Origin of the sequence: Microbacterium pullorum, assembly GCF_014836535.1 — a bacterium.
GTDB classification, from domain to species: domain Bacteria; phylum Actinomycetota; class Actinomycetes; order Actinomycetales; family Microbacteriaceae; genus Microbacterium; species Microbacterium pullorum.
In genome coordinates this window covers 151,077-170,738 of the sequence record NZ_JACSQP010000004.1, presented here as the reverse complement: position 1 = coordinate 170,738, position 19,662 = coordinate 151,077, and the positions used below count along the sequence as shown (strand labels likewise).

Below are 19,662 nucleotides of genomic sequence, written 5' to 3'. Positions count from 1 at the left end.
CCCGCATGACGCGCATGGGCATCGCCGCGGAGGCGCCTGGCGAGACCCGCGTCGCCGCCACGCCGACGACCACCGTGAAGCTCATCGCGCTCGGCTACGACGTGATCGTCGAGGCCGGTGCGGGAGTCGCTTCGTCGTTTCCGGATGCCGCGTATCGCGACGCCGGCGCCCGCATCGTGTCGCGCGCCGAGGCGTGGGCGGCCGACGTCGTGCTGAAGGTGAACCCGCCGACGCCCGACGAGGTCGCGCTTCTCGCCGACGGTGCCACCATCATCGCGCTGCTGTCACCGGCACTGCGGCCCGACGTGCGCGAGTCGCTGCAGACGCGCGGCATCACCGCGCTCGCCCTCGACGCCGTGCCCCGCATCTCGCGCGCCCAGTCGATGGATGTGCTCAGCTCCATGGCCAACATCTCGGGCTACCGCGCCGTCGTCGAAGCCGCCCACGAGTTCGGCCGCTTCTTCACGGGGCAGGTGACGGCGGCCGGCAAGGTGCCGCCGGCCACGGTGCTCGTCGCCGGCGCGGGCGTCGCAGGGCTCGCCGCGATCGGCGCGGCGTCGTCGCTCGGCGCGATCGTGCGGGCCACCGACCCGCGCCCCGAGGTCGCCGACCAGGTGCGCTCGATCGGCGGGGAGTACCTGCCGGTCGTCGTCGACGAGGTGATGGATTCCCGCGACGGCTACGCCAAGGCGACCAGCGAGGCCTACGACCGCGCCGCCGCGGCGCTGTACTCTGCACAGGCGCGCGAGGTCGACGTCGTCATCACGACCGCGCTCATCCCGGGCCGCGCCGCCCCCCGCCTGCTCACCGCCGCCGATGTGGCGAGTATGAAGCCGGGAAGTGTCATCATCGACATGGCCGCGGCGCAGGGCGGCAATGTCGAGGGCTCGGTCGACGGCCAACGCGTCGTCACCGACAACGGCGTGGTCATCCTCGGCTACTCCGACCTGGCATCCCGTCTGCCGGCGCAGGCGTCGCAGCTGTACGGCACCAACCTCGTCAACCTCGTCAAGCTGCTCACGCCGCAGAAGGACGGTCGGCTGACGCTCGACTTCGACGACATCGTGCAGCGATCGATCACGGTCGTGCGCGACGGTGAGTCGATGTGGCCACCGCCGCCGGTGCAGGTGTCCGCGGCGCCGACACAGACGACACCCGATGCCGCGCCGCCCGCGCCCGCCCCGAAGCGCACCCTGTCGCCCGCCGGGCGCACCGGGCTCGTCGCCCTCGGCATCGCGGCACTGTTCGCGGTGTCGGCGGTCGCGCCCGCTCCCCTGCCGCAGCACCTGACGGTGCTGGTGCTGTCGGTGATCGTGGGGTTCTACGTGATCGGCAAGGTGCACCACGCCCTGCACACCCCGCTCATGAGCGTCACCAACGCGATCTCGGGCATCATCGTCGTCGGGGCCATGCTGCAGGTGACGATCCCCGACCCGCCGGTGCAGATCCTCGCCGCGGTCGCGGTGCTGCTGGCATCCGTCAACATCTTCGGCGGCTTCGCCGTCACCCGGCGCATGCTCGCCATGTTCTCGAAGGGCGACCGATGACCGCCGCGTCCGTGGCGACCGCGGCCTACATCGTCGCGGCCCTGCTGTTCGTGCTGAGCCTGCGCGGCCTCAGCAGCCATGAGAGCGCCCGCGCGGGCGTCGGCTACGGCATCGCCGGCATGACCATCGCCCTCGGCGCGACCGTCTGGGTCTCGGTGCAGAACGCCTGGGGCGACCCGCAGGCGACCTTCGGGCTGGTGCTGCTCGCCGCCGCCGTGCTGATCGGTGCGGCCCTGGGGCTGTGGCGCGCGCGGGTGGTGGAGATGACCGGCATGCCCGAGCTCATCGCCCTGCTGCACTCGTTCGTCGGTCTCGCCGCGGTGCTCGTCGGCTGGAACGGAGCGCTGCATGACCCGGGCCTTTCGGGGGCACTGCGCGACATCCACCACGCCGAGGTGTTCATCGGCGTCTTCATCGGCGGGGTGACCTTCACCGGCTCGGTCGTGGCCTACCTCAAGCTGTCGGCGCGCATGTCGTCGAAGCCCCTCATGCTGCCGGGCAAGAACGTGCTCAACGTGGGGGCGCTGGTCGCCTTCGTGGTGCTGACCGTCTGGTACGTCGTGACCCCGGAGCTGTGGCTGCTGGTGACGGTGACCCTGCTGGCGCTGGCGCTCGGCTGGCACCTGGTGGCATCCATCGGCGGCGGCGACATGCCCGTGGTCGTCTCGATGCTCAACAGCTACTCCGGTTGGGCGGCCGCGGCGGCCGGCTTCCTGCTCGACAACGATCTGCTCATCATCACCGGCGCGCTCGTCGGGTCGTCGGGTGCGTACCTGTCGTACATCATGTGCAAGGCGATGAACCGGTCGTTCCTGTCGGTGATCGCCGGCGGGTTCGGCATCGAGGCGCCGCGTACCGGCGACGTCGACCACGGCGAGCATCGCGAGGTGGATGCCGAGACGGTCGCGGACCTGCTGCGCGAGGCGTCGTCGGTGGTGATCACCCCGGGGTACGGCATGGCCGTGGCGCAGGCGCAGTACCCGGTGGCCGACCTCGCGCACCGGCTGCGCGAGCGGGGCGTGGACGTGAGATTCGGCATCCACCCCGTCGCCGGTCGCCTGCCGGGCCACATGAACGTGCTGCTGGCCGAGGCCAAGGTGCCGTACGACATCGTGCTGGAGATGGACGAGGTGAACGACGACTTCGTCTCGACGTCGGTGGTGCTCGTGATCGGCGCGAACGACACCGTCAACCCGGCGGCCGCGGAGGATCCGACGTCACCGATCGCCGGCATGCCGGTGCTGCGGGTGTGGGAGGCGGAGAGCGTCGTGGTGTTCAAGCGATCGATGGCCGCCGGCTACGCCGGGGTGCAGAACCCGCTGTTCTACCGCGAGAACACGCAGATGCTCTTCGGCGACGCGAAGGAGCGGGTGGAGGACATCCTGCGCGCCCTCTAACCCGTCGCGAGCCGCCGAGTGAGTACTCGCGGCGCCGAGTGAGTACTCGCGGCGCCGAGTGAGTACTCGCGGGTCCGAGTGAGCACTCGCGGGTCTAGACCTCGTCGCGCCAGGAGTGCTGCGGGTCGTAGCCGAGCAGCCGCCGGGCCTTGTCGATCGACAGCAGCGTGCCGTGCGGCGACAGCTCGCCGCGCACGGGGACGTCGGGGAAGACCTCTGCGACGAGTTCCGCCGCCGGGCGCGACATCACGGTGTCGGCCGCCGCGATGATGAACCGGTCGAAGCCGGCCGGTGCCGCCTCCAGCGCCCGCAGCACCGCCTGCCCGCCATCGCGCCCGTCGATGTAGCCCCACAGGTTCCACTTGCGTGCTGTGGCATCCGAATCGAACGAGCCGAACGCGGCGTAGTCCTCGGGATTCATCACGTTCGAGAAGCGCAGCGCAGTGATCGACAGCGACGGATGCCACCGCACCAGCTCGATCGCCATCTGCTCCTCGAGGTGCTTCACGAGCGAATACACCGACTCGGGCCGCGCGGGGTAGTCCTCGTCCACGGGGATGTACGGCGGCGGCGTCTCGAACGGCAGACCCAGCACCGTCTCGCTCGACGCGTAGACGATCTTCTCGACCCCCAGCCGCACCGCGGCCCAGAACACGTTGAACGTGGCCGCCATGTTGTTGTGGAACGTGGCGACATCGGTGCGGATGCCGGGCGCGGGGACCGCGGCGAGGTGCACGAGCGCGTCGACCCCGTCGTGCTGGTCGTTCACCCCGGCGAGCGCGTCGATGACCTGCCCGAAATCGGTGAGGTCGACCTGCACGAAGCCCGGCCCGCGCTCGCCGACCCGGTCGAGGCCGATGACGGTGTGACCCGCCTCCCGGAGGACGCGGACGACGGTGAGACCCAGCTTTCCGGACGACCCGGTGACGGCGATGCGCATGCATCCACACTGGCACGATCGGGGCGCTGTGGCATCGGCTGCCGACCGTAGGCTGGAGGCATGCGGCTTGCCACCTGGAACGTGAACTCCATCCGCGCGCGCGTCGCGCGCACCGTCGACTTCGCCGTGCGCGAGCACATCGACGTGCTGGCGATGCAGGAGATCAAGTGCAAGCCGGAGCAGTTCCCCTATGAGGCGTTCGAGGATGCCGGCTATCACGTCGTCGCGCACGGGCTCAACCAGTGGAACGGCGTCGCCATCGCCAGCCGCGAGCCGATCGAGGACGTCGAGACGACGTTTCCCGGCATGCCCGGATTCGCCAAGGGCCACGAGGGTCCGGATGCCCCGCTGGAGGCGCGCGCCATCGGCGGCACCATCGGCGGCGTGCGCGTGTGGAGTCTGTACGTGCCCAACGGCCGTTCGCTCGACGACCCGCACTACCTCTACAAGCTCGACTGGCTCGGCGCCCTCGCCCAGCACGCCCGCGATTCCCTCACGGCCGACCCCGATCTCGCCCTGGCCTTCGTCGGCGACTTCAACATCGCCCCGACCGATGCCGACAACGGCGATCCCACGGTCGTCGAGGGCCTGTCGACGCATGTTTCGCCGCCCGAACGCGCGGCGTTCCACGCCATCGAAGAGGCCGGGATGATCGACGTCGTGCGGCCGCTGGTGCCGACAGGCTTCACGTACTGGGACTACAAGCAGCTGCGATTCCCCCGTAATCAGGGCATGCGCATCGACTTCGTCCTGGGCTCGCATGCGCTCGCCGACCGGGTCACCGGCGCATCGATCCACCGCGACGAGCGCAAGGGCGAGATCCCGAGCGACCACGTGCCGGTCGTCGTGGACCTCGACCTGACCTCGCCCGACGATGACGACGATCGCCCGATGATCTTCGGCTGACGCCGGCGTCGCGCGTAGACACTCCCCGGCACGAATACTCACTCGCGGGCACGAATACTCACTCGGCAGCACCGGTAGCACTCGGGGGGGGAGTCGGTCACCCCATTTCGGCGGTCGTGACCTCGGGGCCGGGGCCGTAACGCAGCAGGAGGGCGCCGGCGGTGCCGGCGACCGGCGGCTCGAGCAGCGTGAGCCCGAGGGCGGGACCGTCGGAAGGGAACAGGCGCTTGCCCGGTCCGAGAACGAGCGGGTACACCCACAGGTTCAGCACGTCGAACTGTCGCTCGCGCACGAGCGTGCGCGCGAAGTCGATGCTGCCGACCACGTGCACCTCCTCGTGCCGCTTTCGCAGCGTCGCGACCTCGGCCGCCAGGTCCGGGCCGACCAGGTGCGAGCCCCGCCACGGCAGGTCGGGGTTCCCCCGCGACGCGACGTACTTCGGGATCGCGTTGAACCGGTCGGCGATCTCGACGCCCGGCCCCTGATACTGCGGCCAGTAGCCGGCGAAGATGTCGTACGTCCGCCGCCCCAGCAGCAGCGCGTCCATCCGGCGGATGCCGGCCATCACCCGCTCGCCGACCGCGTCGTCGTCGAGCGGAGCCTGCCAGCCGCCGTATGCGAACCCGTCGTCGGGGTCCTCGCTGCGGCCGCCGGGCGACTGCGCGACGCCGTCGAGGGTGGTGAACAGATCGATGTGGATCGCTCCCGTCATGGGATGCTCCTCCGGGTCAGGCCGCCGCAGCGGCGGGGTCGATGTGGAACGTGGTCGCGAACCGCCCGAGCAGGGCGGTGTCGCCGTGCGCGACGGTCACGAGCCCGCGGGCGAGCGCGTCGTCGGGGTGCAGCTCGCCGGAGATGATGCCGCGGATCTCCGGGCCCGCGACGATCACGGCATCCGCCCCCGTACCCGCCCCCGCGTCCAGCCGCCGCACCGCGAGCGCGTCGCCGCGCACCCGCGCGCGCAGGCCCACGTCGCCGACGTGCAGGTCGTACCCGGTCGTGGGGAGGGCCGCCGCGGCATCCGGGCGGAACGCGGTGCGCAGCGCCATCGTGAGCGAATCGGCGGTGACGATGTCGTCGGGCTCCGGCTCCCCCATCGCGGCGAACCCCCACCGGCCGAGGGCGAGCACGATCGGCTCGAGCTCGCACCCGAAGGCGGTGAGCTCGTAGACGAGGCCCCGGTGCGACAGCGGCACGCGGCGTACGACGCCGGCATCCTGCAGCTCCTTCAACCGGGCGGAGAGGATGTTGGTGGGGATACGCGGCAGCCCCTGCTTGAGGTCGGTGTAGCGCCGCGGCCCCACGAGCAGGTCGCGGATGATGAGCAGCGCCCACCGCTCCCCGACCAGCTCGACGGCGGTCGTGACTCCGCAGTACTGGCCGTAGCTGCGCGCGGCCACCTACGACCGGGCCTGGTCGGAGTACGCGGCGGGGCCCTGCTCGACGGCGGCCGGGCCCATGAAGAAGAAGCTCAGCACGTTGCCGTCGGGATCCTCCAGGTCACGGGAGTACATGAACCCGAGGTCCTGCGGCGCGCGCGGCTCGACGCCGCCCGAGGAGAGGCCGATGTCCATGACGGCGTCGACGTCTTCACGGGATGCCCGGGTGAGGGCGACCATCACCTGCGCGGTGGCTGCGGGGTCGGCGACCGGTTTGTCGGTGAACGTGGCGAAGAACTCGCGCGTCAGCATCATGAAGTACGCGCCCCCGCCCCAGTCGATGCAGGCGGCGTTCTCGTCGGTGAACAGCGGGTTGATCTTCGCGCCCAGCGCCGTGTAGAACGCCTGGCAGCGGTCGAGATCTGCGGTGGGCAGATTGACGAAGATGTCGGTCATGGCGTGCTCCTTTGCAAGCCGCCGCGTGGGCGGATGGCCAATGCTTGCAAAAAACAAGTAACGCGTCAATGGCCTCTGCGGCCGCCGCCTCCGCTCCGCCCCACGGGGGATGCCGCGGAACCGGCTCCCCTCTACGTTGGAAGGATGAGCACGGCCACCACCCCGCCCGCCCCGCCGCGACGTCGCCCCGCGACGGCGGCCGAGCGCCGCAACGACATCTGGCTCGCCGGCATGCTGCTCGTCGGCGCCGTGATCAGCTCGTGGCTCGGCCAGGTGGCGGGCTTCTTCGCCGGCGACACCCCCAGCCTCGGCTGGGCGCTGCTGTACTCCGCAGCGGTGACGCTCCCGCTTGCGGTGCGCCGGCGGCATCCGGAGCTCGCCCTCGTCGTCGTCGCCGTGGCCTTCTTCGCCGGCGTCACCGTCCGCATCCCCGACATGTACGTCGGCCAGGTCGCACTGTTCCTGGCGATGTACACCGTCGGCGCGTGGGTCGACGACCGCCGCCGGGCCACCCTCGTGCGCGTGCTGGTGGTGATCGCGATGTTCGTGTGGTTGCTGGTCACCATGTTCCAGGCGGCGACCGAACCGGTCGAGGGCGGGCTGTCGATGTCCGGCGCGTTCTCGCCGATGGCCGCCTACATGGTCATCCAATTCCTCATCAACATCTTCTACTTCGGCGGCGCCTACTACCTCGGCGATCGCGCCTACGCCACGGCGCTGGCCCGCCGCGCGCTCGAGGAGCGCACCGATGAGCTGGAGCGCGAGCGGGAACTGACCGCCGCGCAGGCCGTCGCGCTCGATCGCGTGCGCATCGCCCGCGAACTTCACGACGTCGTCGCGCACCACGTCTCGGCGATGGGCGTGCAGGCCGGGGCCGCCCGCACCGTGCTGGAGCGCGATCCCGAGGCGGCCAGGCGGGCACTCGCGGGCATCGAAGCGTCGTCGCGCTCGGCGCTGGAAGAGCTGCGCCACCTGCTCGAGACCCTTCGCACCCCGGATGCCGCCGCAGCGCCGACCGACTCCACGGTGCGCCTCAGCGCCCTCCCCGACCTCGTCGCCCATGCCCACCAGAACGGACTGCCCACGACGCTGACGATCATCGGCGACCCGGTGGAACCGTCCGAACTCACCCAGGTGAACCTCTACCGCATCGCGCAGGAGGCGCTCACCAACGCCCGTCGCCACAACGGCCGAGACGTCACGGCCGATGTGCGCCTGCGGTACGGCGCGGACACCATCGAGCTCGAGATCTCCAACACCGGTCGGCCGCAGCCCGGGGCACGCCCGGGGCTCGGGCTCGTGGGGATGCGTGAGCGCGCGGCCGCCTCCGGCGGCATCCTCGAAGCCGGGCCGCGCCCCCGCGGCGGCTACCTCGTGCGAGCACGCCTGCCACTGGGTGCGGGGGTCCCGGCATGAGCGCTGCGCCCACCCGTGTGCTGTTGGTCGACGATCACGCCGTCATGCGCGCCGGCTTCCGGATGATCCTGGATGCCGCCGACGACATCGAGGTCGTCGGCGAGGCCGCGACCGGAGTCGAGGCAGTGGCCGCGGCATCCGCGCTGCAGCCGCACGTCGTGTGCATGGACGTGCAGATGCCCGACATGGACGGCCTGGAGGCCACCCGCCGCATCGTCGCCGACCCCGGCATCGCCGCGGCGGTCGTGATCGTGACCACCTTCGACCGTGACGACTACCTGTTCCAGGCGCTCGCGGCGGGGGCGAGCGGGTTCCTGCTGAAGAACGCCGGGCCCGAAGACCTCGCGTCGGCCGTGCGGGTCGCCGCCGCCGGTGACGCGCTGCTCGCGCCGGAGGTCACCCGCCGGGTGATCGAGCGCTTCGCCACGGACGACCGCGACGGCGGCGCCGCGGTGCCGCCGCCGGTGGCGCAGCAGGTCGGACCGAGGACGACGGATGCCGCGCGTGCGACGCCCGAGCTGACCGAGCGCGAGGCGGAGGTGCTGCGGCTCGTGGCCCAGGCGCGCAGCAACGCCGAGATCGCCCGTGCGCTGTTCATCGGCGAGGCGACCGTGAAGACCCACGTGTCCAACGTGCTGCAGAAGCTCGGCGCCCGCGATCGGGTCGCGGCCGTCGTCTACGCGCACACGCACGGCCTGGCCTGACCCGGTGGCCCGTCCGGGCCCCAATACGCGCCCCAAACCCCCGCCGAGCCCGGTTCGGGCCCCAATACGCGCCCCGACCCCCGGCAAGCCCGGTCCGGGCCCCAATACGCGCCCCGAACCCCCGGCAAGCCCCGTCCGGGCCCCAATACGCGCCCCGAACCCCCGGCAAGCCCCGTCCGGGCCCCAATACGCGCCCCGAAAACGCCGAGGCCCCGGCCGCGCAACGCGCGTGCCGGGGCCGACCCAGGCGCGGGGGTCAGACGCCGGCGGCCACCGGCACGTACCGGTCGATCAGCGCCACGAAGGCTTTCAGGTACGCCGTGAGGAATGCCGCGGTCTCGTCGCTGGTGACCTCGCCGTTGTCGGTGAACAGGCCGGGGGTCGACTGCACGTACCCCTCGGGCTGTCCGAGCGTGGGCGCGTTGAAGTGGCTGAGGATCGCCTTGAGGTGCTGCTGGGCGGCCGCGGTCGCGATCCCGCCGCCGGAGGTGCCGATGATCGCGGTCGGCTTGCCGTCGAACGAACCCTGTCCGTAGGGGCGGGCGGCCCAGTCGAGGGCGTTCTTGAGCACACCGGGGATCGAGCGGCTGTACTCGGGGGTGACGATGATCACGCCGTCGACGCGGTCGATGGCGTCCTTGAACGCGCGCGCCGGCTGCGGCATGTCGTTCTCGATGTCGACGGAGAAGAACGGCAGGTCGGCGATCGGGATCTCGACGAGCGTGGTGCCCTCGGGCGCCAGACGCTCCAGCGCCTTCGCGAGGCGGCGGTTGATCGACGTCGACGAGATGCTGCCGACGATGTAGCCGATGGTGCGATCGGTCATGAGTGTTGTCTCCCAATTTCTCCAACGGCCGCGGTATGCCCGCGACCCTGAGGCGAGCCAACGAAGCGCTCGCCATACCTATTCCATGGCATACACCTGCGCGGAATCCGAGCACGTCTCCCCCTCAGGACGGAGACCGCGCCCCACCCCGTCGCCACACACCCACCCCCAGGGGGAGGTCCGCGCACCCCGGCATCCGTAGCGTGGAGGTATCGACTGAGGAGGAGCTTCATGCTCGAACTGACCGGGATCACCAAGAGCTACGGCGAGCGCCGCGTGCTCGACGATGTCGGGTTCACCGTCTCACCCGGGCGGCTGACCGGCTTCGTCGGCGGCAACGGCGCCGGCAAGACCACGACCATGCGCATCATCCTGGGCGTGCTGGCCAAGGATGCCGGCACCGTCACCCTCGACGGCGCCGCCGTCAGCGCCGCCGACCGGCGCCGGTTCGGGTACATGCCCGAAGAGCGTGGGCTCTACCCGAAGATGAAGGTGCTCGAGCACATCGTCTACCTCGCCCGCCTGCATGGCTTCTCGAAGGCGGATGCCACGACCCGCGCGACTGCCCTGCTCGAGGAGCTGGGGCTCGGCGAGCGCCTGAACGACAACGTCGAGACCCTCTCGCTGGGCAACCAGCAGCGTGCGCAGATCGCCGCCGCACTCGTGCACGACCCGCAGGTGCTGATCCTCGATGAGCCGTTCTCGGGCCTGGACCCCCTCGCGGTCGACGTCGTCGCGGGCGTGCTGCAGACCCGCGCCGCACAGGGCGCGGCCGTGCTGTTCTCCTCCCACCAGCTCGACGTCGTCGAGCGCCTGTGCGACGACCTCGTGATCATCGCCGGGGGCACGATCCGGGCCGCCGGCTCGCGTGAGAACCTCCGCGCCGCGCATTCGACGCGCCGGTTCGAACTCGTTTCCGCCGGCGACGCGGGGTGGCTCCGCGAGGAGCCCGGCGTCACCGTGCTCGAGTTCGACGGCGGCTATGCCCTCTTCGACGCCGACTCCGACGACACCGTGCAGACCGTACTGCGCCGCGCCGTCGCCGCCGGCGACGTCGCAAGCTTCGCCCCCCGGCATCCGTCCCTCGCCCAGATCTTCAAGGAGGTCATCCAGTGAACACCGCACCCTCCTTCGCCCAGAGCACCTGGCTCGTCGCCGAGCGTGAGCTCGGCTCGAAGCTGCGCAGCAAGGCGTTCCTCATCTCCACCGGCATCCTGTTCCTCATCACCCTCGTCGGGGTGCTCTGGGGAGGCTTCGCCGTGCAGTCCGCCGAAGACAGCCGCACCGCCGTGGCCGTCACCTCCGACACCGCCGCCGTCATCGCCCCGCTGGAGTCGACGGTCGAGGCGGTCGAAGTCGCCTCCGCCGACGAGGCCCGAGACCTCGTCCGTGAGGGCGAGGTCGAGGCCGCGATCGTCCCCGGCGGCGACGGGTTCGGGTTCACCGTCGTCGGCGACGACGCCGTGCCCTCCGGCCTGATGTCCTCGCTGAGCATGTCGCCGCCGGTCGAGCTGCTGCAGGAGGACACCGACGACATCGACGGTTTCCTGCGGTACATCATCTCCGTCGCCTTCGGCGCGGTCTTCCTCATGGCCGCCGCGACCTTCGGCGCCACCATCGCGCAGAGCGTGGTGGAGGAGAAGGCCACCCGTGTCGTCGAACTGCTGATCTCCGCCGTGCCGACCCGGGCGCTGCTGGCGGGCAAGGTGATCGGCAACACGGTGCTCGCGATGGGTCAGATCATCGGGCTGGGCGCCGTCGCGGTGATCGGACTCACCGTCACCGGCCAGGCCGAACTGCTGTCCGGGCTCGGCGCACCCCTGGTGTGGTTCGCGGTGTTCTTCCTCTTCGGGTTCGTGCTGCTGGCGTCGCTGTTCGCCGCCGCCGCGGCGATGGTCTCCCGTCAGGAGGACATCGGCTCGACGACCACGCCACTGACGTTCCTGGTGATGGCGCCGTACTTCCTCGTGATCATCTTCAACGACAACCCCACCGTGATGACGGTCATGTCGTACGTGCCGTTCTCGGCGCCGGTCGGGATGCCGGTGCGCGTGTTCTTCGGAGAGGTGCAGTGGTGGGAGCCGATCCTGTCGCTCGTGATCCTGCTGGCCACGTGCGCCGCCGCGATCTGGGTGGGCGCGAAGATCTACGAGAACTCCATCCTGCGGATGGGCGCGCGGGTGCGCCTCAAGGAGGCACTCGCCGCCTGACGGGGCGCGCCTACGCGGATGCCGTCGTCGTCGGCCGTCATGGTTTACGGTGAACCGCACCAGTGAGAGGCGGTTCGACATGCGTGCGATGCTTCAACGGCTCGGGACGGTCGCGGTCATCGCCCTGTCACTGAGTCTTGTGACACCGCCGGCGGCGGCGGCGGCGCCCGCGACACCGCCGACACCGACGCCGACGCCGGCGGTGTCGCCGTCGGCCGACCCTCGTGTCGACGCCCCCGGCACACCCGCGCCCACCGACCCGCCGCAACCGTCCCCCACTGCTCCGCGGCAACCCGAGCCTGCCCCCACGCCCACCGAATCAGCGGAACCGTCGCTGCCTGAGGAGCCTGCTCCGTCGCCGGAGGCAGAAGATCACGACGAAACCGACCACGGGCCGACGATGCCACTGAGCATCGAGCCGTGGGACGAGCCGCTCCCGTTCGCGCAACGGGAGATGATGCGCGCGGTGACGGTGCCCAACTGGAACCTCCCGTTCGAGAACGGTCAACGATGGTCCTCCGGCGGCCCCCACCGCGACAGTGACGGCAACGCGTGGGGCGCTGTGGACTTCTCGCCCGGATCGAGCCCCAACAAGCGCGTCGTCGCGATCGCGGACGGGCGTGTGTATCGCGTCACCTGCCCGGCGGGCTGGTTCCTGGGCATCGACCACGGCGGCGGCTGGCGCTCGGAGTACTACCACCTCGCCAATGCGCAGAGCAATCTGGTCGGCCAGTGGGTGCCGGTGGGCACATACCTCGGCGAAGCCGCGTCGACCCTGCCCTGCGGTGGTTCCTCGACGGGGCCGCACGTTCACCTCTCGATCCTGCTGGGCAACCCGCCTCAGCCCGGCCAGGGTCTGCGACCCTACTATCCGGTCGACGGGATGCGCTTCGGCAACTACCGCGTGCGTGCCGGGGCTTCCCCTTACCAGGGACGCTGGGAGGACCTTTCGGGTCGCACCGTTTTCACGAACTTCGGCTGCTGCCTGACTTCCACCACTCCTGCCCCCCAGAGCTTCACTTCCGCCCCCATCCCGACGCTGAGCGGCACACCCGATGTCGGGTCGGTACTCACCGCCTCGGCGGGAACGTGGCAGCCCGCGGCGACCCTGCAGTATCAGTGGCGCCGCGAGGGGGCGGCCATCCCCGGCGCGACCGGCACCACTTACCAGGTGACGAAGTCCGACCGGGGCGCCCGGCTGTCAGTGGCGGTGACGGGCACGCGAGCGGGCACCTGGCCGGCGACCAAGGTGAGCGGCACGCTCACCGTGCCCACCCCGGTCGTACGCCGATCGGGCGCCACCCGGTACGACACCTCCGCGGCCATCTCCGCGGCGACACACACTCCCGGCGTCCCCACCGCCTACCTCGCCAGCGGGCAGGTGTTCGCCGATGCGCTGTCGGCCGCAGCGGCAGCCGGAGCGACCGACACCCCGGTGCTGCTGACCGCGCCGGACGGCATACCGACGGCAGTGGCTGCAGAACTCGACCGGCTCGATCCCGGCCGGATCGTCATCGTCGGGGGTCCCGCGGCGATCAGCGACATCGTGATGACGCAGGCTCGCGCGTACACGACAGGCGAGGTCACCCGTCTCAGCGGCGACACCCGCTATCACAGCGCAGTCCTCGTCTCCTCGACGACTTTCACCTCCAAAGCCGGCGACGTGTACATCGCTTCCGGAACCGACTTCGCCGATGCCCTGAGCGCAGCAGCAGCAGCAGCGGGCGCGGCCGGGGCGCCGGTGCTGTTGTCGAAGCCGTCGTCGTTGCCCGATGTCGTCGCAGCGGAACTCACCCGCCTCGCCCCCCAGCGCATCGTGATTGTCGGTGGGCCCGCGGCGATCAGCGAGGACGTCCGGGTGCAGCTGGAGTCCTACGCAGGTGAAGTCATCCGCCTCGCCGGCGGCAACCGCTTCGAGACCGCCGCCGCCGTCGCCGCCGCGACCACCAGAGCACCGGCTCCGAGTGTCTACCTCGCCAGCGGGCTGGACTTCGCTGACGCGGTGTCCGGCGCCGCGGCGGCGGCGTCAGCGTCCGTACCGATCCTCCTGACGCGCAACGATTTTCTGCCGCCCGCGACAGGTGACACCATCACCCGGCTCCGACCGCCGCGCATCGTCGTGCTCGGCGGGCCGGCGGCGATCCCGGAGCACATCGCTCGGGCGGCGGCGGCGCTGGCTCCCTGAGTCGTCACGGCGCCGCCGCTCTCGCGCCGTCGCGTCAGTCGTCTTCGAGCACGCTCAGCACGTTTCCCGCGGGATCGCGGAACCAGGCGATCGGCGGTCCGCCGTTATCGCGAGCGACGCCCCGTGCGTCGGTGCCGAGGTCGGGGTCGGTGTAGATCTTGGTCTCGACTCCGCGGGCGTGGAGGTCCTCGACCGCGGCATCCACGTCGTCGACGACGAAGTTCAGCACGGTGAAGTCGGCGGGCCGGTGGCCGGGCTTCGGATAGGCGATGGCGCGGGCGCCCCCGGCGAGATTCAGCTGCACGATCCCCATGTCGGTGATCTCGGCATCGAGACCGAGGGTGTCGCGGTAGAAGACCAGCGCCCGATCGACGTCGTCGACCGAGAAGCTGCTGAAGGTGGGTACGTCTGCGAGCATGATTCCCCCTGTTGCTGCTGTCGCCATGCGGCCAGCATGCGCCCGACACGGGGAGATGTCGAGGGCGTCAGCGCTCGACGAGCACGCCGTCGGCGTCGGCCCACACGTGCCTGCCGGGGATGAATACGATGCCGGCGATCGTCACGTGCACGTCGATCTCGCCGACACCCGCCTTGGCGCTCGTGCGCGGATTCGTGCCCAGCGCCTTGATGCCGATCGCGAGGCCGGCGAGCGCCTCCCGGTCGCGCACCGCGCCGTGCACGATGATCCCGGACCAGCCGTTGTCGACGGCGGATGCCGCGATGCGGTCGCCCACGAGCGCCGACTCGAGCGACCCGGCGCCGTCGATCACGAGTACCGCGCCCTCGCCGGGGGTGGCGAGCGTCTGCTTCACCAGGGCGTTGTCGCGGTGGCAGCGGATCGTGCGCACCGGTCCCTCGAAGGCGTGGTGACCGCCGAAGTCGTGCAGCTGCAGGGCGAGGGAGTCGAGCTCATCCCCCCGTTGGTCATAGAGATCCGCCGTCGCGATGGTCATGCCGCCACGCTAGCCCCCACCCCCGGCGCCGAGTGGGCATTCGGGCGCCGAGTGGCCATTCGCGCCGCCCACCGAGCGCCGCGCGGCCGGGGTGAGCCTGCGGCACGCCTATCGTGGAAGGTAAGCGGGCCGATGGCGTCCCGACCGCACGACTGACTGGAGCCATCCCATGACCGACACGCTCGATCGCGCCGCCACCACCGAGGCACCCATCCTCGACATCCTCACCACCCGCTGGAGCCCGCGCATCTTCGACGCCACGGCGCCGATCGACGAAGCGGCGCTGGCCAGCGCCCTCGAGGCCGCCCGGTGGGCCCCGTCGGCGAACAACTCCCAGCCCTGGCGACTGATCGTGGCACGCCGCGGGACGAGCGCGCACACCGACATCCTCAACACCCTCATGGGCTTCAACCAGGCCTGGGCCGGCGCGGCATCCGCCCTCGTCGTCTTCGCCACAGAGACCGCCCGTGACGGCAGCCCCCTGCCCTGGGCCGCCTACGACACGGGGCAGGCCGCCGCGCACTTCACGATTCAGGCGCACGCGGGCGGGCTGCACACCCACCAGATGGGCGGCTTCGACCGCGAGGCACTGGCCGCCGTCTGCGGCCTGGCCCCCGGCATGCTCCCCGTGACGGTCATGGCGGTCGGCGAACTGGGCGACATCGCCGCCGCCCCCGACGCGCTGCGCGAGCGCGAGAACGCACCGCGCGTGCGTCGGCCCCTGACGGAGATGCTCCTGCTCGACGCCTGACACTCCATACGGCATCGCACGGCGGCCCCGCAGGTGACTCACCGGCGGGGCCGCCGGCCTGAGACCCGCCGCTGAAGCGACGCACACTGTAGACGGCGGATGCCCGGGGCACCAGTACGGGCCATCGGGGCCTGCGCCTCGATATTGTGAACCATGGTCACCTGCGTCCTGTCGATCGGCACTGCAGTCCCGCCGACCCGGCTGGAGCAACAACAGGTGCGCGATCTGTTCGTCGCTCAGCCCGACACGAGCCGACTGGCTCGTCGGCTCATCGGGGCTGCGTTCGACGCGTCGGGCATCGAGAGCCGCCACACCGTGCTCGCCGAGTTCTCGGGCGGCGTGCCCGACACCCCCTCCGGCATCCCCGTCATCGACGCGGATGGGCGCCTGCTGTCACCGTCGACCGGCGCGCGCAACGCGGAGTATGTCCGCCAGGCGCCGCCGCTGTTCGCCGAGGCCGCGCGTGCGGCACTCCGGGGCGCCGAGGTCGCGGTCGAGCAGGTGACGCACGTCGTGACCGTCTCGTGCACGGGCATGTTCGCCCCCGGCCCCGACTACCGGCTCGTGCGCGACCTCGGCCTGCCGGGGAGCGTCGAGCGCTACCATCTGGGCTTCGTCGGATGCGCCGCCGCCCTGCCGGGGCTGCGCACGGCGGCGCGCATCTGCGCGGGCGACCCGACGGCCGTCGTGCTCGTCGTCTGCGGCGAGCTGTGCACCCTGCACTTCCGCGTCTCGGACGACCCGCAGCAGATCGTCTCGTCGTCGGTCTTCGCCGACGGTGCCGCCGCCGCCGTCGTGAGCGCCGACCCCGCACTGCGCGGACGGCAGTGGCTCGAGCTCGAGCGGTTCGGCACCGCCATCACCGACCAGGGCGAGACCGACATGGCCTGGACCGTCGGCGACGAGGGCTTCGACATGACCCTCTCCGCCGAGGTGCCCCGCATCATCGGGCGTGAGATCCGCGGCGCGATGGCGGGCTTCCTCGGCGACGACGTCGTCGATGCGTGGGCCGTGCACCCCGGTGGACGCAGCGTGCTGGACCGGGTCGAGTCCGGGCTGCACCTGCCGGCCGCCACCCTCGATGCCTCGCGGCGTATCCTGCGCGAGTACGGCAACATGTCCAGCGCCACGATCCTGTTCATCCTGCGGGAGTTCCTGCACGGTGCCGCAGACGCGGTCGGCACCCCCGACGCAGCCGCGGCCACCGACGCCCCGTTGCGCATTGCGACACTGGCGTTCGGACCCGGGCTCACCGTGGAATCCGCCCTCCTCACCCGTCGCACCCCGGAGCGCGCGTGAACCTGGCCGTGCGCGACACCGCGTTGCGCGAGATCATGGACGACCCGCACTGCGATCCGGAACGACTGGATGCCACGTTGCGGCGTTTCGGGGCGGTCAACCGGCTCGTCTCCGGCTGGGGACACGTCTACCGGCGTCGGCTGCGCCCGCACCTCGCGGCGCTCGGCCGTCCGGCCCGCGTGCTCGACCTCGGCTCGGGCGGCGGCGACGTCGTGGCGCGGCTCGCGGCGCTCGCCCACCGCGACGGACTGCGGGTGGAGTGGCTGGGCGCTGATCCCGACCCCCGCGCCCTGGCGGCGGCCGAGCGCCTCGCCACGGCGAACGTGCGGTTCCGGTGCGCGGATTCCGCGACCCTCCTCGCCGAGGGCGAGACCTTCGACGCCGTCGTATCGAACCACGTCCTTCACCACCTCACGCACGACGAGCTGCAGCGCTTCACCGCCGAGTCGCTCGCTCTGTCGACGGGGCCTGTGCTGCACGGCGACATCGCCCGGGACCGGGTCGCGTACGGCCTGTACGCCGTCGGCATCACCCCGCTCGCCCCCGGCACGTTCCTGCGCACCGACGGGCTGCGGTCGATCCGACGCAGCTACCGCGCCGACGAACTGCAGCGCGCCCTCGACGGCCACGGCGGCCCCGGCGACGGCGACCGCGCCGGCTGGCACGTCGAGAACCACCCCCCGTTCCGCCTGCTCGCCCACGCGACCGGTCATGCCTGACGTCCTCATCGTGGGGGCAGGTCCCGTCGGCACCTTCCTCGCCGCCGAGCTCGTCCGCCACGGCGTCGACGCCGAGATGTGGGACCGCCGCCCCACCGTCGGTGACGGCACCCGCGCGATCGGCCTGCACGCGCCCGTCCTCGCGGCGCTCGAGGCCGGCGGCGCCACCGAGCGCATCCTGCAGCGCGCCGTGCGGGTGCAGCGCGGCGAGGCGCGCAGCGACGGCCGCATGCTGGGAGTGGTGCGCTTCGACCGGCTGCGCGCACGGCATCCGTATGTCGCCACGCTGCCCCAGGCCGAGACCGAAGCGGCGCTGGCTGCGGGAGCGCCCACACCCCGGCGAGGAGTCGCCGTCACCGCGATCACCGCCGACGGCGACCGGATGCGCGTGCACGCGGACGGCGTGGGCGACACCGCCGCGCCCCTCGTCGTGGTCGCCGGTGGCGTGGGGGCCCGCTCGCTCGTCTACCGCGCGGGGCGGCCGGCGGGCGCCGAGTACCCCGACCGCTATCTCATGGCCGATGCCGCGGTGCCGCCGAGCGACGACCACGCCGTGGCCGTCGTGCACCTCGGTCACGCGGGCGTGCTGGAGTCGTTCCCCCTCCCCGACGACCGCCGACGGTTCGTCGCGTGGGACGGCGACGCCGACGGCGACGCCCCGGCGCGGCTGACGCGGCTGCGCGCGGCGCTGATCGCGCGCGGCGAATACGCGGGCGCTGCGGCGATCACCGCAGCGACCGCCTTTCGCGTGCGCCGGGTGGTCGCCCCGCGTCTGCGCCGCGACCGCCTGTTCGTCATCGGCGACACCGCGCACGAAGTGAGCCCCATCGGCGGTCAGGGCATGAACCTCGGGCTGTTGGATGCCGCCGGGCTCGCACCCCTGCTCGCCCAGTGGGTGCGGCACGGGGCCGCGCCCGAACCCGAGCTCGCCGCGTGGGAGCGGGATCGGGTGCGCTCCGCCCGCCGCGCGGCGCGGCTCGCCACGGTGAACACGACCCTCGGCCGTCCGGCCGCGGCCGCGGTGAGCGCGGCGCGCGCGCAGGCGATGCGGGTCGCGCTGGCCGCCGGCGGCGGGCTTTTCGCCCGCGCCTACGCGATGGGCTTCGACGCCGCGCGCTGACTCATGCGGTGAACGCACCGGGCGAGGTCACCAGCTGCACCGCCAGCAGCAGCGCCGCCGCCATCACGAGCCGGAAGACCACGCGGTCGGGTGGGCGCACGAGCACCCGCACCACGGTGGCGAGGGCGAGGGCCGCGACCGCCGCGAAGAGCACCCACGCGAGCACACCGGCGGCACCGGCATCCACCGCCCCCCAGAACACTGCGCCCGCCCCCAAGAGCACCGCGACACCGGCCAGCGCCGCCGCGGGGCGGGCGCCGAGGCGGTGCGCGAACCCGCGCACGCCGGTGCGGCGGTCATCGTCGAGGTCGGGCAGCACGTTGGTCAGGTGCACGGCGGCTCCCAAGGCGCCACCGGCGACCCATGCCCAGGCCGCGGCGAGCGCGGGCGGGTCGGCGGACAGCGTCGCAAGCGAGGGGAAGATGCCGAAGCTCACGATGAACGGCACGATCGACAGCGCGGTGGACTTCAGCCACGCGTTGTAACCCCAGGCCGATACGAGGGCCACCGCGTGGGCGATGAGCATGCCCAGTCCGAGGAACGCCGACAGCACGAGGGCGGCTCCGAGCGCGATGAGCGCGGCGATCCATGCGGTGCGCGTCGTCACCTCGCCGCGCACGAGCGGCTTGTCGTCGCGGCCCACGGCCCGGTCGCGGTCGGCGTCGATGGCGTCGTTGGAGATGCCGACCGACAGCTGGCCGCACAGCACGGCGGCTGCGAGCAGGGCGACGCGCCAGACGTCGAGGCCGGCCGCCACCCCGAGTGCCAGGGCGAGCACCGTGACCACGACGGACGGGCCGGGGTGCGAGGCGCCCCAGAGCGCGCGGAGCGTGATCACGCCTCGATGCTCTCAT

General features: G+C 71.8%; 20 protein-coding genes. 12 read left to right on the top strand and 8 right to left on the bottom strand.

Annotated features, from left to right (window positions below; translation table 11 throughout):
• Nucleotides 1-5 precede the first annotated feature (5 nt).
• Both H9651_RS07780 and pntB read left to right on the top strand, forming a co-directional pair.
• Nucleotides 6-1,547 (top strand): Re/Si-specific NAD(P)(+) transhydrogenase subunit alpha, encoded by a 1,542-nt coding sequence (locus H9651_RS07780; RefSeq protein WP_191718727.1) that lies wholly within the window; start codon nucleotides 6-8, stop codon nucleotides 1,545-1,547.
• Complete coding sequence (gene pntB, locus H9651_RS07775; protein WP_191718726.1) at nucleotides 1,544-2,944, top strand: Re/Si-specific NAD(P)(+) transhydrogenase subunit beta; 1,401 nt, start codon at nucleotides 1,544-1,546, stop codon at nucleotides 2,942-2,944. Before H9651_RS07780 ends, pntB begins: the two co-directional genes overlap by 4 nt.
• Nucleotides 2,945-3,038: 94 nt before the next feature.
• Here pntB and H9651_RS07770 read toward each other — a convergent pair whose 3' ends face one another.
• Nucleotides 3,039-3,884, bottom strand: a complete 846-nt coding sequence (locus H9651_RS07770) for an NAD-dependent epimerase/dehydratase family protein (protein WP_191718725.1) — start codon at nucleotides 3,882-3,884, stop codon at nucleotides 3,039-3,041.
• Between the two features lie 60 nt (nucleotides 3,885-3,944).
• On the opposite strand from H9651_RS07770, the gene H9651_RS07765 reads away from it, so the two are divergent.
• A complete protein-coding gene (locus tag H9651_RS07765; RefSeq protein ID WP_191718724.1) occupies nucleotides 3,945-4,790 on the top strand; it encodes an exodeoxyribonuclease III in 846 nt (281 codons plus the stop codon).
• 97 nt (nucleotides 4,791-4,887) lie between these two features.
• Here the strand turns inward: H9651_RS07765 and H9651_RS07760 are convergent, their stop codons facing one another.
• The 3 genes from H9651_RS07760 to H9651_RS07750 are packed head-to-tail and all read right to left on the bottom strand — an operon-like array spanning nucleotide 4,888 to nucleotide 6,625.
• Entirely contained in the window at nucleotides 4,888-5,502 is a 615-nt protein-coding gene (locus H9651_RS07760) for a dihydrofolate reductase family protein (RefSeq protein WP_191718723.1), read from the bottom strand.
• A 16-nt stretch (nucleotides 5,503-5,518) separates the two neighbouring features.
• Nucleotides 5,519-6,190: a winged helix-turn-helix transcriptional regulator gene (locus H9651_RS07755; protein WP_191718722.1), complete on the bottom strand. Its 672-nt coding sequence runs from the start codon at nucleotides 6,188-6,190 to the stop codon at nucleotides 5,519-5,521.
• A complete protein-coding gene (locus H9651_RS07750; RefSeq protein ID WP_191718721.1) occupies nucleotides 6,191-6,625 on the bottom strand; it encodes a VOC family protein in 435 nt (144 codons plus the stop codon). It lies immediately after the preceding gene.
• Between the two features lie 144 nt (nucleotides 6,626-6,769).
• On the opposite strand from H9651_RS07750, the gene H9651_RS07745 reads away from it, so the two are divergent.
• The gene (locus H9651_RS07745; RefSeq protein ID WP_191718720.1) at nucleotides 6,770-8,041 is read left to right on the top strand and encodes a sensor histidine kinase; all 1,272 of its coding nucleotides are present in this window, start codon (nucleotides 6,770-6,772) and stop codon (nucleotides 8,039-8,041) included.
• Nucleotides 8,038-8,745 (top strand): response regulator, encoded by a 708-nt coding sequence (locus H9651_RS07740; RefSeq protein WP_191718719.1) that lies wholly within the window; start codon nucleotides 8,038-8,040, stop codon nucleotides 8,743-8,745. The genes H9651_RS07745 and H9651_RS07740 overlap by 4 nt, the downstream gene beginning before the upstream one ends.
• A gap of 256 nt (nucleotides 8,746-9,001) precedes the next feature.
• Here the strand turns inward: H9651_RS07740 and H9651_RS07735 are convergent, their stop codons facing one another.
• Nucleotides 9,002-9,571 carry an NADPH-dependent FMN reductase gene (locus H9651_RS07735; protein ID WP_191718718.1) on the bottom strand — a complete coding sequence of 190 codons (570 nt, stop codon included), beginning with the start codon at nucleotides 9,569-9,571 and terminating at the stop codon, nucleotides 9,002-9,004.
• A gap of 231 nt (nucleotides 9,572-9,802) precedes the next feature.
• On the opposite strand from H9651_RS07735, the gene H9651_RS07730 reads away from it, so the two are divergent.
• The 3 genes from H9651_RS07730 (at nucleotide 9,803) to H9651_RS07720 (ending at nucleotide 13,966) form a co-directional block, all read left to right on the top strand.
• Nucleotides 9,803-10,687 carry an ABC transporter ATP-binding protein gene (locus H9651_RS07730; RefSeq protein ID WP_191718717.1) on the top strand — a complete coding sequence of 295 codons (885 nt, stop codon included), beginning with the start codon at nucleotides 9,803-9,805 and terminating at the stop codon, nucleotides 10,685-10,687.
• Entirely contained in the window at nucleotides 10,684-11,781 is a 1,098-nt protein-coding gene (locus H9651_RS07725; RefSeq protein ID WP_191718716.1) for an ABC transporter permease, read from the top strand. Before H9651_RS07730 ends, H9651_RS07725 begins: the two co-directional genes overlap by 4 nt.
• A gap of 400 nt (nucleotides 11,782-12,181) precedes the next feature.
• Entirely contained in the window at nucleotides 12,182-13,966 is a 1,785-nt protein-coding gene (locus H9651_RS07720; protein ID WP_191718715.1) for a cell wall-binding repeat-containing protein, read from the top strand.
• A gap of 34 nt (nucleotides 13,967-14,000) precedes the next feature.
• Here H9651_RS07720 and H9651_RS07715 read toward each other — a convergent pair whose 3' ends face one another.
• Nucleotides 14,001-14,384, bottom strand: a complete 384-nt coding sequence (locus tag H9651_RS07715; protein WP_191718959.1) for a VOC family protein — start codon at nucleotides 14,382-14,384, stop codon at nucleotides 14,001-14,003.
• 67 nt (nucleotides 14,385-14,451) lie between these two features.
• Nucleotides 14,452-14,919: a ribonuclease E activity regulator RraA gene (gene rraA, locus H9651_RS07710; protein ID WP_191718714.1), complete on the bottom strand. Its 468-nt coding sequence runs from the start codon at nucleotides 14,917-14,919 to the stop codon at nucleotides 14,452-14,454.
• A 169-nt stretch (nucleotides 14,920-15,088) separates the two neighbouring features.
• On the opposite strand from rraA, the gene H9651_RS07705 reads away from it, so the two are divergent.
• The 4 genes from H9651_RS07705 (at nucleotide 15,089) to H9651_RS07690 (ending at nucleotide 18,808) form a co-directional block, all read left to right on the top strand.
• Nucleotides 15,089-15,670: a nitroreductase family protein gene (locus H9651_RS07705; RefSeq protein ID WP_191718713.1), complete on the top strand. Its 582-nt coding sequence runs from the start codon at nucleotides 15,089-15,091 to the stop codon at nucleotides 15,668-15,670.
• A 153-nt stretch (nucleotides 15,671-15,823) separates the two neighbouring features.
• Nucleotides 15,824-16,969: a type III polyketide synthase gene (locus H9651_RS07700; RefSeq protein ID WP_191718712.1), complete on the top strand. Its 1,146-nt coding sequence runs from the start codon at nucleotides 15,824-15,826 to the stop codon at nucleotides 16,967-16,969.
• Nucleotides 16,966-17,688 carry a methyltransferase domain-containing protein gene (locus H9651_RS07695; protein WP_191718711.1) on the top strand — a complete coding sequence of 241 codons (723 nt, stop codon included), beginning with the start codon at nucleotides 16,966-16,968 and terminating at the stop codon, nucleotides 17,686-17,688. The genes H9651_RS07700 and H9651_RS07695 overlap by 4 nt, the downstream gene beginning before the upstream one ends.
• The gene (locus tag H9651_RS07690) at nucleotides 17,681-18,808 is read left to right on the top strand and encodes an FAD-dependent oxidoreductase (RefSeq protein ID WP_191718710.1); all 1,128 of its coding nucleotides are present in this window, start codon (nucleotides 17,681-17,683) and stop codon (nucleotides 18,806-18,808) included. Before H9651_RS07695 ends, H9651_RS07690 begins: the two co-directional genes overlap by 8 nt.
• A 1-nt stretch (nucleotide 18,809) precedes the next feature.
• Here H9651_RS07690 and H9651_RS07685 read toward each other — a convergent pair whose 3' ends face one another.
• Complete coding sequence (locus H9651_RS07685; protein ID WP_191718709.1) at nucleotides 18,810-19,646, bottom strand: UbiA family prenyltransferase; 837 nt, start codon at nucleotides 19,644-19,646, stop codon at nucleotides 18,810-18,812.
• Between the last annotated feature and the right edge of the window lie 16 nt (nucleotides 19,647-19,662).

Bases quoted from the DNA above. Each gene is read 5' to 3' on its own strand.
- H9651_RS07780 (WP_191718727.1), top strand. From the start codon at position 6: ATGACGCGCATGGGCATCGCCGCGGAGGCGCCTGGCGAGACCCGCGTC.
- pntB (WP_191718726.1), top strand. From the start codon at position 1,544: ATGACCGCCGCGTCCGTGGCGACCGCGGCCTACATCGTCGCGGCCCTG.
- H9651_RS07770 (WP_191718725.1), bottom strand. From the start codon at position 3,884: ATGCGCATCGCCGTCACCGGGTCGTCCGGAAAGCTGGGTCTCACCGTC.
- H9651_RS07765 (WP_191718724.1), top strand. From the start codon at position 3,945: ATGCGGCTTGCCACCTGGAACGTGAACTCCATCCGCGCGCGCGTCGCG.
- H9651_RS07760 (WP_191718723.1), bottom strand. From the start codon at position 5,502: ATGACGGGAGCGATCCACATCGATCTGTTCACCACCCTCGACGGCGTC.
- H9651_RS07750 (WP_191718721.1), bottom strand. From the start codon at position 6,625: ATGACCGACATCTTCGTCAATCTGCCCACCGCAGATCTCGACCGCTGC.
- H9651_RS07745 (WP_191718720.1), top strand. From the start codon at position 6,770: ATGAGCACGGCCACCACCCCGCCCGCCCCGCCGCGACGTCGCCCCGCG.
- H9651_RS07740 (WP_191718719.1), top strand. From the start codon at position 8,038: ATGAGCGCTGCGCCCACCCGTGTGCTGTTGGTCGACGATCACGCCGTC.
- H9651_RS07735 (WP_191718718.1), bottom strand. From the start codon at position 9,571: ATGACCGATCGCACCATCGGCTACATCGTCGGCAGCATCTCGTCGACG.
- H9651_RS07730 (WP_191718717.1), top strand. From the start codon at position 9,803: ATGCTCGAACTGACCGGGATCACCAAGAGCTACGGCGAGCGCCGCGTG.
- H9651_RS07720 (WP_191718715.1), top strand. From the start codon at position 12,182: ATGCCACTGAGCATCGAGCCGTGGGACGAGCCGCTCCCGTTCGCGCAA.
- H9651_RS07715 (WP_191718959.1), bottom strand. From the start codon at position 14,384: ATGCTCGCAGACGTACCCACCTTCAGCAGCTTCTCGGTCGACGACGTC.
- rraA (WP_191718714.1), bottom strand. From the start codon at position 14,919: ATGACCATCGCGACGGCGGATCTCTATGACCAACGGGGGGATGAGCTC.
- H9651_RS07705 (WP_191718713.1), top strand. From the start codon at position 15,089: ATGACCGACACGCTCGATCGCGCCGCCACCACCGAGGCACCCATCCTC.
- H9651_RS07700 (WP_191718712.1), top strand. From the start codon at position 15,824: ATGGTCACCTGCGTCCTGTCGATCGGCACTGCAGTCCCGCCGACCCGG.
- H9651_RS07690 (WP_191718710.1), top strand. From the start codon at position 17,681: ATGCCTGACGTCCTCATCGTGGGGGCAGGTCCCGTCGGCACCTTCCTC.